The sequence below is a fragment of the Knoellia locipacati genome (genome assembly GCF_044791685.1).
In the GTDB taxonomy this organism is placed as follows: Bacteria; Actinomycetota; Actinomycetes; order Actinomycetales; family Dermatophilaceae; genus Knoellia; species Knoellia locipacati_A.
Genome location: NZ_CP087730.1, coordinates 994,942 through 1,007,907 on the forward strand (window position 1 = coordinate 994,942; position 12,966 = coordinate 1,007,907).

Consider the following 12,966-nt stretch of genomic DNA (forward strand, 5'->3'; position numbering starts at 1 on the left):
CATGAGAGCCCTTCCGGTTCGCGATGCAACTGCAAGGCACTCGTGGCCCCTCCTCGCGATAAGCGTCGTCCTGTATGTCTCAGCCGTCGTTCTCGCAAACATCGTCACAGAGCGGCTCGGCCTCGTGCCTGTGGGATTTGGACTCATGGTCACGGCAGGCACGTACGCCGCTGGCTTTGCGCTCCTGGCCCGGGACTTCGTCCACCGTTTCGGCGGTCGCACCTGGGCCCTTGCTGCGATAGCGGCAGGAGGTGGCATTTCCTGGGTCTTGTCTTCGCCGGCACTGGCCCTGGCTTCCACCGTCGCGTTCGTTTGCGCGGAACTGGTTGACCTAGTGGTTTACGAACCCATTCGCAGGACGAAGGGGTTCCTCAAGGGCGCGCTTGCATCCAACATCGTGTCCGCCCCCATCGACACGTTTGCGTTTCTGTCCCTCGCAGGTTTCCCCTTGACCACCGAAACGGTTACGGGCCAATTCGTCGGCAAGGTGCTGTGGGGCACTGCTCTCCCGCTTTGCGTCTATTGGGGAGCGCGACGGGTCTGGACGGCGCGAAGGATTAGCGCCGATCCCACGGCGGCTTAGCAGAAGAATGGTCCCTGAGGGGCCGGCCTACCCCAACCGCCAGCCGGGGGGAACGCCGACTCTGCGCCACCCGTCGCTGGAGGTCTCAGAGGTGCACCGGTCAGCGAGCACCATCCACGCCCGATTCGACGCACACTGGTGCTTTTCGCCGGTTCCCAGGGGATTGGATTCAGAGCGGCCGTGCACGTGGCGCATCGGCTGGCAATTGGACACGCCTCAACATGGCGGCACCTTGGGCTTCGACACGCCGCGGGGCATGGGCTGCGGTCTCCTCCATGCGACGGGTTTCGGTCGCGGAAAGGTCGGCACCACTGGTGGTGATCGCTACTTGGAGGACTTCGATCGGGTCGGAATGGATGTCCTCGCCGTGGCTCGTGGCCGCCTCGGGGTCGAAGGCCGTATCGATGTAGAGGCGATTCGACTCTCGTCCCCGCGTGGACATGACATAGAGGGGTTCCCGACCGGTCGTGGCGGTGACGTACGCATGTGCGGTGTCGACCGTCCGGCCTTGCGCCCGGTGTGCTGTGGTGGCGTATCCGAGCTCGAGATTCTCGGCGACATAGTCAGCCGGCAGCACAGCAACCGCACCCCCGCTCGCTCGCCGCACCCGCATCGACCCGTTCTCATCGATGGCCCGCACGATCCAGTCGTCGCCATTCTTAACCCACCCGCTCCCCGTCACTAGTGCGCGCCGGTTCAGACGGGTCACGACGACGTCGCCAACCCCGACGGCTGACCCGTCCCCGAGCCGAATTTCCGTGTCGCCGACCTCACCTGCCGCGACTCGGTGCGCCCTGGCGCGGGCGTTGAGGTCTCTCACGGTGTCAGCATCCGCGGCCAGCATGAGTGAGGTCTGACCGGCCTTCACGTCCTGCCGCCACCCATCGAAGATGAGGTCGACCATGTCCTCTCGCGTCCCGGATTCGACTCGTCCCTGAGCGGCATACATCGCAGCGACCGAAGCCCGGCCAGCGCGCAGGTCGAGGCTGGCGTCGCGTTCCCACTCGTTGCGGAACCGGCGTACGTCGTGCAGCGCCGGCGCGTCCGGCTGAGCGTCCGCGAGGAGCTTGAACGCGCCTCCGGCCTGCACGGGCGAGAGCTGGGCCCAGTCCCCCACCAGCAGTACCTTTGCGCCAGCATCGGTGGCCGCAGTCGCGATGCGGTCCAGGTCGAACGTGCCCGCCATCGACGCCTCGTCGACGATCACCAGCTGTCCCGGACGCAGAGCCCACCGCTGGTAGGCGGCCTGCACGGCATACGCCTCTTTCTCCAGTCGACGAGTGGCAGGTGAGGGATACGCACGAGCCAGGTGGCCGGCATACTCGTCGGCTTTTGTTTTCAGTTCTGGGAGGCGGTCTTGTTCGCTGATCCACTTGGCGGTGTTCTCGGTGGGGACGCCGACTGCGTCGGCGAGTACCTCGGCGGCTGCGGCTGAGGGGGCAAGTCCGACGACGGATCCGGGACCGTGGGTGGCTTCCCAGGCGGCGCGCACTCCGGCCATCGCGGTGGACTTCCCGGTGCCGGCGGCTCCGACGAGGAGGTCGACGCGGCGACCGGAGGTGACGGTCGCGGTGACCGCTGCGGCCTGCTCGGCGGACAGGTGGTGGGTGCGCCCGGGCAGGGGTTGCTCGGCGATGGCGGAGGCGGTTGCGGCGGGTACGACGGGGGCGTCTTCGGCAGCAGCGGCGTCGAGGAGGCGGGCCTCGGCGTCGAGGAGTTCCTGGGTGGCGAAGACCTCGCTGTCGCGGGCGACGAACTCGGTGGTGCCGTCGGCGCGGCGGAGCCCGTCGGGTACGCGACCGACGTCGGGTGGGGTGAGTTGGACGGCGAGTTCGGTGGCGTAGGTGGCGGTCTTGCCGGCCACGGTGGTGCGGTCGGCGGGCGTGGCGAAGCGGACCCCGTGGAGCTCTCGGAGTGCTTCGGCGAAGAGGTTGGCTCGGGTGAACGTGGCACGCTTGTCGGCGACCTTGGCGAGGACGACCTTGGCTACGTCGCGCACGATCCCGTCGTCGAGGTCGTGAGCCGCTCGGAGCGTGGGGGCGGTGGCACTGGTCAGGTTTGCGGCCCAGGTTTGTGGGTCTTGGCCGATGAACGGGTGGGCGCGGTCGCGCCACTCGGTGATGAGGTCGCGCAGGGGTCGGAGGTGCTTGTCCTCGCGGGTGGTGAGGGTGGCGTGCTGGCGTAGTTGGATGACTTCGCGGGCCGTGGGTTCGCGGCCGTGGTTGGCAGTGAAGGTGGTGACGAGGTCATCTTTGGCGGCCTCGATCGCGGTGGTGCGCTGGGAGAAGTGGTCGCGGAGTTCTGCGGGGACACCGGCGACTTCCCACTTGGGTTCGGCGGAGCGGCGGCGCTGTTCAGGGGTCCAGGTCCAGCCGAGGTCGGCCGTGAGTTGGTCGGCGAGGATACCGTTGTAGAGCTCGGACATGCCGACGGCTGCGCGGAAGAGGGCCTTGGAGTCGAGGGTGCGCCAGTTGCCGTCGCTGACGGCTTGGACGCGGTTGAGGACGACGACGTGGGTGTGGAGTTGGGGGTCGCCGGAGCGGGAGTCCCAGTGGTCGAACGCGGCCCCGACGATGCCTCGGATGTCTTCCTGGACGACGCCGCCCTTGCCGAGTCTCGTTGCGAATACTTGCGATTCGCCGTAGGCGATGACGGCCTCGAGGGCGCGACGGTGGGCGGCGTAGATGCGGGCTCTTGTGGCGTCATCCGCTAGGGCCCACGCGACGCTGACGGACTTGGGGGCGGAGAAGGTGAGGTCGAAACCGGCGACGGTCTTGTGGGCTTTGCGTGTGCGGCCGAACCGGTCGATGACGGTGGCGGGTTGGGTGCGTGGGATCTGGCCGAGGGGCTCGCCGGTGACGGGGTCCTGGAGCAGGCCGAGCATGCGCCAGAGTGCTTCTTCGGTGACTTCGGTGCCGCGCGGGATGCCTGCTCCGTTGGCGAGACCCGCGAGACCCGCGCCGAGGAATCGGCCGGGAGGGGTTCCTTCGGCTGCGTAGTACGCGGCCAGTCCGGCAGCAGGGCCGGCTTCGTCGAGCCGAGCGACCGAGGACATGAGGTAGCGGTATCCCGCCCCCAAAGTCATCCGCCTTATCGACATCGTCATGCGGGGACAACGGGGTGGTCGGGGCACTACAGGAGGTGGGCCGCCCGATCACCCGCGACAGCGGGTGCCAGACGTGTGGCGCTCAGTTTGGGCGGGCGGAACGACGAGCCGGACGACGTGAGTGAACGAAGTCAAGGGCGGGGACATAGTGAAAGTCGGGAGGTGCCGGCCACGCGTGAGTCAGGATGTCGGGCATGGGAACGAACTGGGACACACTGCTGGCTGAGGAATCCGCGAAGTCGTACTGGACCGACCTGCAGCGCTTCGTGGCCGATGAACGAGCACGTGGCGATGTATACCCGCCGGAGGATGAAGTCTTCGCGGCTCTGAACGCGACCCCGTACGAAGAGGTCAAGGTCGTGATCCTTGGGCAGGACCCGTATCCCGGCTCTCACGAGGCCAACGGTCTGGCCTTCTCCGTCCAGAACGGCATCGGAGTTCCGGCGTCACTGAGGAACATCTTCACGGAGTTGGAATCCGACCTCGGCATCGATCGCCCGAACCACGGGTCTCTCACTCACTGGGCGAACGAAGGAGTGCTGCTGCTCAACACCGTTCTCACGGTCAGGGCAGATCAGCGGGACTCACACAGGGGCGCCGGGTGGGAGACCTTCACCGACGAGGTGCTCCGCAAGGTCAGCGCGAGGGACGAGCCAGTGGTGTTCATGCTGTGGGGCAACCCGGCCCGCTCCAAGAGGAACCTGATCGCGAGCCACCATCTGGTGATCGAGTCTTCCCACCCTTCCGATCTGTCGGCCGGACGGACCTCTCAGCCCTTCTACGGCAGCCGCCCGTTCTCGACGGCGAATGACTTTCTGAAGGTGACGGGCCGCGAGATCGACTGGCGCATCCCCGACTAGGCCGACCGTGTTCGGAGCCGCCGTCGATCAGTCCCAGTTGGTGTCCGGCGGTCCGATCATCCCGAGGACTTCTGGTGGACGGGGCTGCGCTCCGTCTCCTGCCTCGTAGACCTTCCCCTCTGCTGGCACGACCACGAGGGACCCTCCACAGATCACTTCGTCGCGCTGGTCGGGGTCGATGGGGTCGATCACCCAAAGGTCCTGATAGGGGTTGGGATACGTGTGTCGCTCGTCGGCGACCATGCCCGGGTGCACGGTCTCGAGGTATTCGTTCGCCCGCGCGATCGCCTCGTCGCGCTGACGGGTCATGCCCGCGACCGCTCGCCGGTCCGACAGGAAGAGTGCGTCGACGTTCAAAGTCCTCGGGTGAACACGATCTGCGTCCATGTCTTCCGATTGCATCATTTCCAGCCGCCACTCACGATCTTGGGGCCGTTCATCAGGGAGCAATCGTCGACGGAGGTCCTCGACGGTCTCAAGCCACTTCTGCTCGTGGACGTAACCGATGACTTCATAGAAGGTCCGGACCCTGACGTCCTCGTAGGCCGGGCCTTCGCCGAGGTCGAACACCTCTCGGATCCGCTCCAACTGCCCGCGGCGCTGGAGCGCCCAGTCCCGTCGCTTGGCCTGGCCGAAAGCAACGGCGGCACGAGCTGACTCCGAGCCCTCGGCGTCAGCCGGAAGCATTTCGTCCTCGCCAACCCAGCCCTTCGGGTCATTAGCTCTGCTCACGTGCCCTACCTCCGGTCGTTCATAAGCAGAGCGTCCCACCGATCACCGACAGACGCGCACCGAAGCGGCTTGTCCTCGAATCAGCCCCAGATCCAGCGGCCGACAGTCCACATCCCAATCACCGCCATAACCAAGAACGATCCGACCACGACGAAGAACACGCCAAAGAACACGATGTCCTCCCACCGTGACTCGTCGACCTCGCGTTGGAACTGAGGCTTGGTCGCTGCCATGGCCGCGCCCTTGAGTTCCTCCAAGTCTTTCGAGTGAACGGAGCGACGGATCGGACCCGGGATGCTGCGCCACAGGGCGGCATCGTTTCGGTGGAACTCCTTCCACGCCTCGACTGAACGTTGGGCGGCTTCATCGTCACGACCGGTCGCGAACCAGATGGCTCCCGCCGCGGGCAGGTCCCCCATCTCGTGGTGGACGGTGGCCAGCAGGTCGAGCACCTCGATGTCCTGGCGATGCGCGAGAACACCGTTGAGACGGGTCCGAGCACTCCACGGGCGGCCCTCGGCCAAATCCTTGCGGGCGCGCGTCACTCCGTCAGTCATTCGCTGATCCTCGCAGCCGCACCCGCCCTCCAGAAACGAATAGCTGCGACGTCGGGCCCAACGCTAGGTGCCCCGCCGTGCCCGTGATCCTCCCGAAGCCCCTCGTCAGGCCAGGAGGAAATCATGAACTCGCTTCCCACCCGTGAAGACGCCCGTCGTCGGCTGCAGGAGGCGCAGCGCGCCGAGGCTGCCGCTCTCGCGGCAACGACCAAGGCGTATGCCGCCCGCGCCCGAGTCCAGAAGCGCGTCGCCACCGCGGATCAGGTCATCGCCGACTCAGTCGCCACGTTGGTGACGGTCTCTGGGCTCGACCGAGCTGCCCAACTCCTCGACCAGCCAGTCGGCGTCGTCAAGCGGGCCGTCCAGTCCGCCGAGCGCAACGGCTCGCCTGCGGGCCTTGAGCCAGGATCTCCGGTCTGACTTCGTGCCCGGCCATCGCGATGGCCGGGCCGACTGCGGCAGGATGGCGAGTCATGTGGCACGCGGAGAAGGCCCCGAAGCTTGCAGCCGAGTACCTTAGTGACCTCGGCTCGCGGTGGGCGCACATCCAGACCGTCGGTCGACTTGCCGATCGCATCGTCGAGAACCACGGACTCCCGACGGACATCGCGGCGGCCGCTTGGCTTCATGACATCGGCTACGCGCCGGCGCTGGCGGTTACCGGCTTCCATCCAATCGACGGCGCGAGGTTCCTTGCCGACCAGGGCGCGCCTGATCAGGTGGTGAGCCTGGTCGCCCACCACACCGGTGCGAGGTTCGAAGCCGAGGAGCGCGGCATCGAAAGGGCCCTGGCCCGTTTCCCACTCCCCTACGCCGATGACCTCGACGCTCTGACGTTGCTCGACCTGGTGTCCTCGCCCACCGGCAGCCTCACTACTCCAGACGAGCGCGTCGCCGAGATCCTCTCGCGCTACCCCGAGCCTCACCCAGTGAATCGCGCGGTGACTCGGTCGCAGCCAGAACTACTTGCATCCGCCGCCCGGGCGCGGGCGCGGCTTGGTCTATCCGATGTGTGGCCGGCTGGCTTCCTCGAGAGCGTGGGCGAGACGCAGTCGCATTGACGGGTGCAGGTTGAGGCGCGAGATCTTGTCAGGCGTCAACCACTCGACCTCGCTGCTCTCCTCGCTCGTGCGCTTCTCACCACCAATCAGCTTGGCGCGGAACGCAATTGAGAACTGCTGACGCACCTCGCCGTCGTCGTAGGCCATGACGTGACCCGGGTTGGTGTAGGTGCCAGTGATGGTCTCGACCTCTACGTCGTAGCCGGTCTCTTCCTTCACCTCGCGCACGACGGTGTCGGCGATCGACTCCCCCGGTTCGTGCCCGCCCCCGGGCAGGGCCCAACGGTTGTTGTCGGTTTTGTGGATCATGAGGACCCGGCCCGCGTCGTCGCGGACGATGGCCACGACGGAGGGCACGACGCTGTTGATCGCTGGCGCGGCGGGGTCGTCGATGTAGTCGATGCGTCCCATGCAGGCGACGTTACGCCGGGTCGAGTGGCTTGGCTTGCTGCCAGGTCCTCTCGAACGAGTCGAGGTAGTGGGAGAAGAGCCTGCCCCCAGGAATGCCGTTGAGGTGCATGACTGGCGAGTGGCCGGCCGCGGCGCCGTAGGCGTGGGGGTTGACGAGCATCGTGTCGTCGAACCGAAACAGGGAGGCGTAGAGAGTGCAGCCGTGCTGACGCGCCTGAACACCTCCCCCGGCACCTTCCACTCCATGTCCAACAGCTGCTCCCCCATTGAGGATGGGTGCGTAGTACGCCCAGGTGAGCGAGCAGCGAGCAGCCATCAATTCGCCGATCCCTTCTTCCCTGCCACGCAACGCCACCGCGTCGCTCGTCGGATCGCCGAACACCAAGCGCACCTTGACGCCGTCGGCGGCTCGTTGTGAGAGCCGCTCGGCGAAGGACGGGACGCTGTCGTGAAGGAAGCTGGCGGCGTACGCCAAAAGATCGATCGATTCGTGAGCTGAGTCGAGCAACTCGACCCACGTCGAACTCGGCACGCTCCCCCGGTTGGGATACAGATCCACGAAGTCGGCCTTCGCTGCGGCATGAGACCTTGGATCGGATTCCGTTGTGGGCCAGAGGAATACGTCCGTCTTGCCCAACACGACGGAGGACCTCATGCGATGCGCGCGATGAGGTATCCGCTCCTTGGTGATCCAGCGCTCCACCGTTTTGGGGTCGACGCCGACGGCGTCCCCGAAATCGGTCAGGGACAGGCCGGCTTCGAGAATCGCCGACCTGAGTCGCTCGTTGGACAGGACCCTCCCTCGCAATCCAGCAGGGACGTTCTGTCGAACCGAAGACGTCTTCGAACGTCCTGCCACGTGGTGACCGCGTCCCGACCTCTCGCGATGTGCTGTTCACGGCACCGGGGCCGTCGGCCCCAACAACAACCATGCCGGATCTGAGGAGTCACTGGGGCACTCGCGTTTCCGACTGTGGATAACCCCGAGTGCTCGGCTGGCTGTGGATAACTTCTGCGGCCCTGAGCCGAATAGTGCTCTCCTGAAAGGCAACCGGCGATCGGAAGACCAGCAGACAGGAAGGCCTGCGACATGGCGATCGGACAGATGGAGAAGGGCGCGGAGCTCAAGGCCGCGTTGGAGGGATGCGGACCGTTGGGATGCCCCGGACCCGAGGTGGAGCGGCTGTGGCTCGAGATTCGCGACTGCGTCTGCACGCGCGGCCGAGCCGACGTTGTGCCGTATGGGTCGGGGCGAGCAGTGACCGTCACGGAGGACTACGCCAGCGACGAACTCCTCTCGGCGATGGAGTGGCTCATCAAGAACGAGGAGAAGGCACGCAGTCTCGAAGCCGAGTCACTGTTCGCGCACCTCTCCGCCGAGGCCAAGCGAAGCGCCAAGGGATCCGGGCGCGCCGCCAGGAACGACCAGCTGCACGGCGTGACCAATGTGTCAGCTGGGGATCCGATCCATTTCTACGAGCTCGACGCCCCTCGGGAGGAGTCATGAGCACGCTCGGACTGGAGCACTGGACCGTCGACGAGCTCGACCTCCAACCGGACGATCCGCGGATGGACGTCATCGTCCCCGCGATCGACATCCTCATCTCGCGACTGGAGGAAGCCAGGCGTAGAGGTGCGAGCGACCCGCTGGTGACGATCACTGCGAAGAGCGCTGGTGGCAACTCGCGGGAGTGCACCAAGCGGATGCTGATGCAGCTCGGGCTTGCGCCGAACTCACGGCGGGCGGTTCATCGGCTGCTCGGCGGGTCACCGTCGGGCTGGTCTGGGTTGCTCAGGATCTTCTCGGAGGGGCGGGGGTTGACGGAGGAGGAGTTTGTGTACGCGCGACGTCAACTGCTCTGCATCAACCCCGGTCATGCTGTCGCCCAGTCGAGCATGGGCGCGTAGGGCCTCGGCTCCGGGCCGGAGCCTCATGCGCTCGCAGGTTCGAGGCTGCGTCATCCGCGGCTAAGTGACGCACTATCCGCCTCTCCGCGGAGGACCTGCGGCAGCAGGAATCTCCCGGCTCAACTCGCCTGGTTGGCGATCCACTCCGACATTCGTCGTTGGCGGTTCTGTATCAGGGACAGCGTCGCCTCCATACAGGTCATGTACTCGTCGACGCTTTGCGGTAGCCCGCTACGCGTGAAGTCCTCCAGTGGTAGGTAGAACCGGACGCTCTCGTAGTCGGGGGTGACCAAGTCCTGGAAGTGGAAGAAGTCCACGAACTCATTGAACCCCTCGAACAACGCGAAGAAGTCTCCATATGCGGCCAGAACATCCGCGAGCGGGCTGCCTCCCTCACCCAGGTAGTGGCGCCGGACGCACTCGAGGGTGAGGTCCATCCGATCAGCGATGGGAGAACGGGTCCCCCTTGCCTGATTGATGGTTGGTCGGTCCTTCGATCGCACAGGCCAGATCATGGTGCTGCCGACGGTGTACGGCGGGTGCAGGTATCGAGCCTTCTGTTCCGAGGTCAACGCTGCGATCGAGGTCACCAAAGACTTGGGCCGCAACCAACGCGTGTAGGAGTTGGTGATGGCATCGCTGCCGAACCAGTGCTGGTCTCCTGACGCGTCCGCGTAGATGAGATAGCCCTCGCGCCGGACGGCGGGCGCCTCCAAGACGAACATGGCTCCAGACCTCAGCTTCTTGGACCACAACCGCTGGTGGTAAGTGCGAAGCGTCGGGCTGTCGCTGTCCGCGTCGGGCTTCGTCGCGCGTGGATGGTCCGTCTCGAAGTTGAACTCGTCGTCGAAGTCGTGCTCGCCTTGACTCATGGCGACATCTTCGCAGCGAAGATGCTGCCCGGCTTCCTTTCCAGAACCCTCGGGCCGCTGCGGTACGTGGCCACAGCGACTCAGGTGAAGGGCCGGCCGCGCGTTGCCACTTCCCCAGTCCGGGGTGTCGGTGTCGGCAGAGCGATCTACGCTGCGAGCATGTGGGAGAGCCCTCCGGAGTTGTGGCGTCGACTGAAGTTGGGTCGTGAGGAGTTCCTTCAACGCGTGCTCACGACGCTGATTGTGGGTGGCGATCCACCTCCGTGGAATGTCGCGCGGACTCCAAGCGAGCAGGGCATCCGCTTCCTGCACCTGCTGGACGCCTTGGCGCACGGCGATGAGGCGCACCAGACAACAGCGGCGGATCCTGACGTCTTTGTTGATGAGTACCTGCTGCCCAAGGTCGAGGAGTCAGCCATGAACGGCTGGCCCGACTGGGCGGTGCTCTGGCCCGACCGGGTCTGGGTGATCGAGCTGAAATCGGAAGCAGGCAGCCACCGAGCTGACCAGCTTCCCTACTACCTGCACCTGGCGGCAGCGGCACACCCCGGTTCCCGCGTCGACCTCACCTACATCACCGGGCTATTGACCAAGCCCGCACCGGCGCTCGGCCACGGTCAGAGATACAGCCACCTGCAGTGGACCCAGGTACTGCCGTTGGTTGAGAGCGTGTGGGGCGCCGATGGGCGTCCGGAAGTCCGGGCCTACCTGGCCGCCGCGCGCACCGTGATCGAGAACCTAACCATTCTGCGACCCTCCGAACAACGGCAGGCGATCACAGGCCGGGCTCCCACTACGCCGAGCCGTGCTGACCAGCCGATCTCGCCAACGGAGCCGAGGGACATCCAACTAGCAGGGGCACCGGTCACCCTCGACCTCACCAACCATGACGGATTGCTGGCCTTGGCTCAGGCGACCGCTGCCGACGGCCGACAACGTGGAACCGGAGCGACCAGCCCCGCTGAGCTTGAACTCCTCCGGGACAGGGCCCGGAACCTGATCGACACCCTCTCCGACGACGACGAGACTCGATACGTGATGCCCTGGCTCTGGAAGGTCGACAGCACCACGGGGAGAGCCCTCACCCCTGAAGGCGAGGAGTTCGGATACGAACTGAGGTTCTCCCGATACAAGACCGTGCAGGTCAAGCCCTGACCAGTACTAGCTTGGCGTAGGGCCGAGGCATCGTTGTGCCGAACCGATCGCCAGCGACAGCCGTCAGGGCGCTGGCGGGAACCGGATCTTCGACGCCATAGTGCTCTGCGATGACTTCGGCTGTCTCGCAGCCCCAGTGTGATCGCTCTGCGATGGGCACGAAGTCGTCATCCGCGCGCAGCAGTTCGAGCCTAGGATCGCGCGCATGCGTCTCATGTCGGCTGTCCTCGGCTTCCTGATGAGGAAGCTGGGTCTGTTTCTTGGGCTGGTGGCCGGCTTATTTCTCGGTTATCTGCTTATGCACGCCGCCATCCCAACTCTCCGGGATGCCGTCGCAGAGCGGGATCGACTGCCACAGATTGCCGCAGACCGATCAGCTGTTGAGGAGGACCTGAAGCAACTCAGGAGCACCGCCGCGGAGGCTCAAAGAAAATCGATCGCGTCGCTGGAGGGCGAGATCGACGCTGAGATCGAGAAGGGGCGCCGCAACGTCACCGAGAAGAAGGCGGAGATAGAGCGTCTGCGTGACGACCAGCAAGAAGTCTGCGGCTTCGTCCGGGATCTCATCGATTTGGTGACACCCGGCAGCGCATGCAAATCCGCCGAGATGGCGGTGAAGAAGGCGGATGAGGCGCTGGACACCCTCGAAGCAAGCCTGGGCCAGGCTCAGGAGGTCGCCGCTGTCCTTGGCGACCCCGCCCTGACCAATCAGGAGAAGCTCGATCGATTGGGTGAGAGCGGCGACCATGCCCTCATCCAAAGAGAAATCAACAACAAGGAATCAGAACTGGGCCAGAAGAAGGCCGAAGAGGAGAGCCTGGAGGAAGCCCAGGCATCTGGAGTGGGGCGGGTGGTCAACCTATGGGCTCGGTCGTGGAAGTGGTTGGCTGCCATTGCGCTGCTCACACTCGTCCTGCCCGTAGCGCTGCGCATCGTTAGCTACTTCCTGCTGATGCCGATGGTGAGTCGGATGCACAAGCCGATCCACCTGGCAGCTGGGTCTGAGAACGCGGCTGCCGACCTTCGCAGCACGGATGCCCAGCGGACCCTGGCGATCCAGCTGGGCGCCGGTGAAGTGTTGTCCGCGCGGTCGGAGCACGTACGTCCAGTGCAAGGCAAGATACGCAGCCAACTTCTCTACGACTGGACGGCGCCGTTCATCAGCTTCGCGGCCGGGCTTCACGGACTGAGCCGCATCACCGGCGACGAGCGCGGCAGTTCGGCGACGCTGGCAACACCCGATGACCCCAACTCGTACCTGATGCGCATCGACTTCAAGGACCACCCAGGCTTGGTGATGCATCCGAAGCACGTTGTTGGCGTCATCGGCACACCGGAGCTGCAGACGCGCTGGCGATGGGGCATCCAAGCCCTTGCGACGTGGCAGGTGCGCTACATCATGTTCGTTGGCACCGGCAGCCTGATCATTCAGGGCAGCGGAGATGTTGTGGTGACCAACCCTCGGGGCGGGTCCACCAAGATGGAACAGAACCTCGTGATGGGCTTCGACTCCCGCTTGAGAGTAGGTGTCAATCGAACTGAAGTGTTCTGGCCGTACTTGCGGCGCAAAACCCCACTGGTCGACGACGAGTTCACTGGCCACCAACCCTTCTTCTGGCAGAAATCCAGCACTGATGGACCCAGCAACCCGATCGCAAAGACGTTCGACGCGATTTTTTCAGCGCTCGGCAAACTGTTCGGCTTCTGAGTTCTCCTGTGTC

Annotated in this window: 14 protein-coding genes; 8 read left to right on the top strand and 6 right to left on the bottom strand. The window is 65.3% G+C overall.

All coding sequences use genetic code 11. The annotated features are described in order from the left end of the window. The first annotated feature begins 1 nt into the window (after position 1). The gene (locus tag LL946_RS04630) at positions 2–583 is read left to right on the top strand and encodes a VUT family protein (protein ID WP_404385255.1); all 582 of its coding nucleotides are present in this window, start codon (positions 2–4) and stop codon (positions 581–583) included. Between the two features lie 169 nt (positions 584–752). Here LL946_RS04630 and mobF read toward each other — a convergent pair whose 3' ends face one another. Next, positions 753–3,638 carry a MobF family relaxase gene (mobF, locus tag LL946_RS04635; protein WP_404385257.1) on the bottom strand — a complete coding sequence of 962 codons (2,886 nt, stop codon included), beginning with the start codon at positions 3,636–3,638 and terminating at the stop codon, positions 753–755. Between the two features lie 245 nt (positions 3,639–3,883). Between mobF and ung the strand changes: the two genes are divergently transcribed. Next, entirely contained in the window at positions 3,884–4,549 is a 666-nt protein-coding gene (gene ung / locus LL946_RS04640) for a uracil-DNA glycosylase (RefSeq protein WP_404385259.1), read from the top strand. Positions 4,550–4,576: 27 nt separating this feature from the next. Here the strand turns inward: ung and LL946_RS04645 are convergent, their stop codons facing one another. Both LL946_RS04645 and LL946_RS04650 read right to left on the bottom strand, forming a co-directional pair. After that, positions 4,577–5,281: a hypothetical protein gene (locus LL946_RS04645; protein WP_404385261.1), complete on the bottom strand. Its 705-nt coding sequence runs from the start codon at positions 5,279–5,281 to the stop codon at positions 4,577–4,579. Between the two features lie 80 nt (positions 5,282–5,361). Continuing rightward, positions 5,362–5,838, bottom strand: coding sequence for a DUF6584 family protein (locus LL946_RS04650; protein WP_404385263.1), 477 nt, complete (start codon positions 5,836–5,838; stop codon positions 5,362–5,364). Between the two features lie 123 nt (positions 5,839–5,961). Here LL946_RS04650 and LL946_RS04655 point away from each other — a divergent pair, with 123 nt between their 5' ends. Beyond that, the gene (locus tag LL946_RS04655) at positions 5,962–6,258 is read left to right on the top strand and encodes a hypothetical protein (RefSeq protein ID WP_404385265.1); all 297 of its coding nucleotides are present in this window, start codon (positions 5,962–5,964) and stop codon (positions 6,256–6,258) included. 53 nt (positions 6,259–6,311) lie between these two features. After that, complete coding sequence (locus LL946_RS04660) at positions 6,312–6,899, top strand: HD domain-containing protein (RefSeq protein WP_404385266.1); 588 nt, start codon at positions 6,312–6,314, stop codon at positions 6,897–6,899. Here the strand turns inward: LL946_RS04660 and LL946_RS04665 are convergent. Together LL946_RS04665 and LL946_RS04670 are read right to left on the bottom strand one after the other, a co-directional pair. Then, complete coding sequence (locus LL946_RS04665) at positions 6,840–7,310, bottom strand: NUDIX hydrolase (protein ID WP_404385268.1); 471 nt, start codon at positions 7,308–7,310, stop codon at positions 6,840–6,842. The two genes, LL946_RS04660 and LL946_RS04665, sit on opposite strands and share 60 nt — an antisense overlap. Before the next feature lie 10 nt (positions 7,311–7,320). Beyond that, complete coding sequence (locus LL946_RS04670; protein WP_404385270.1) at positions 7,321–8,169, bottom strand: XRE family transcriptional regulator; 849 nt, start codon at positions 8,167–8,169, stop codon at positions 7,321–7,323. 231 nt (positions 8,170–8,400) lie between these two features. Here LL946_RS04670 and LL946_RS04675 point away from each other — a divergent pair, with 231 nt between their 5' ends. Together LL946_RS04675 and LL946_RS04680 are read left to right on the top strand one after the other, a co-directional pair. Then, positions 8,401–8,817, top strand: coding sequence for a hypothetical protein (locus LL946_RS04675; protein ID WP_404385272.1), 417 nt, complete (start codon positions 8,401–8,403; stop codon positions 8,815–8,817). Further along, entirely contained in the window at positions 8,814–9,218 is a 405-nt protein-coding gene (locus LL946_RS04680) for a hypothetical protein (RefSeq protein WP_404385274.1), read from the top strand. The genes LL946_RS04675 and LL946_RS04680 overlap by 4 nt, the downstream gene beginning before the upstream one ends. A 119-nt stretch (positions 9,219–9,337) precedes the next feature. Here the strand turns inward: LL946_RS04680 and LL946_RS04685 are convergent, their stop codons facing one another. Then, positions 9,338–10,090: a DUF6994 family protein gene (locus LL946_RS04685; RefSeq protein WP_404385276.1), complete on the bottom strand. Its 753-nt coding sequence runs from the start codon at positions 10,088–10,090 to the stop codon at positions 9,338–9,340. A gap of 159 nt (positions 10,091–10,249) precedes the next feature. Between LL946_RS04685 and LL946_RS04690 the strand changes: the two genes are divergently transcribed. Next, positions 10,250–11,245 (top strand): hypothetical protein, encoded by a 996-nt coding sequence (locus LL946_RS04690; RefSeq protein ID WP_404385278.1) that lies wholly within the window; start codon positions 10,250–10,252, stop codon positions 11,243–11,245. Positions 11,246–11,450: 205 nt separating this feature from the next. Next, positions 11,451–12,953, top strand: coding sequence for a hypothetical protein (locus LL946_RS04695; RefSeq protein ID WP_404385280.1), 1,503 nt, complete (start codon positions 11,451–11,453; stop codon positions 12,951–12,953). The last annotated feature ends 13 nt before the right edge of the window (positions 12,954–12,966 follow it).

What these genes read in the sequence shown, in the direction of transcription:
- LL946_RS04630 (WP_404385255.1), top strand. Translation starts at nt 2, where the DNA reads ATGAGAGCCCTTCCGGTTCGCGATGCAACTGCAAGGCACTCGTGGCCC.
- ung (WP_404385259.1), top strand. Translation starts at nt 3,884, where the DNA reads ATGGGAACGAACTGGGACACACTGCTGGCTGAGGAATCCGCGAAGTCG.
- LL946_RS04650 (WP_404385263.1), bottom strand. Translation starts at nt 5,838, where the DNA reads ATGACTGACGGAGTGACGCGCGCCCGCAAGGATTTGGCCGAGGGCCGC.
- LL946_RS04660 (WP_404385266.1), top strand. Translation starts at nt 6,312, where the DNA reads ATGTGGCACGCGGAGAAGGCCCCGAAGCTTGCAGCCGAGTACCTTAGT.
- LL946_RS04695 (WP_404385280.1), top strand. Translation starts at nt 11,451, where the DNA reads ATGCGTCTCATGTCGGCTGTCCTCGGCTTCCTGATGAGGAAGCTGGGT.
- LL946_RS04690 (WP_404385278.1), top strand. Translation starts at nt 10,250, where the DNA reads ATGTGGGAGAGCCCTCCGGAGTTGTGGCGTCGACTGAAGTTGGGTCGT.
- LL946_RS04680 (WP_404385274.1), top strand. Translation starts at nt 8,814, where the DNA reads ATGAGCACGCTCGGACTGGAGCACTGGACCGTCGACGAGCTCGACCTC.
- mobF (WP_404385257.1), bottom strand. Translation starts at nt 3,638, where the DNA reads ATGTCCTCGGTCGCTCGGCTCGACGAAGCCGGCCCTGCTGCCGGACTG.
- LL946_RS04665 (WP_404385268.1), bottom strand. Translation starts at nt 7,310, where the DNA reads ATGGGACGCATCGACTACATCGACGACCCCGCCGCGCCAGCGATCAAC.
- LL946_RS04675 (WP_404385272.1), top strand. Translation starts at nt 8,401, where the DNA reads ATGGCGATCGGACAGATGGAGAAGGGCGCGGAGCTCAAGGCCGCGTTG.
- LL946_RS04685 (WP_404385276.1), bottom strand. Translation starts at nt 10,090, where the DNA reads ATGAGTCAAGGCGAGCACGACTTCGACGACGAGTTCAACTTCGAGACG.
- LL946_RS04655 (WP_404385265.1), top strand. Translation starts at nt 5,962, where the DNA reads ATGAACTCGCTTCCCACCCGTGAAGACGCCCGTCGTCGGCTGCAGGAG.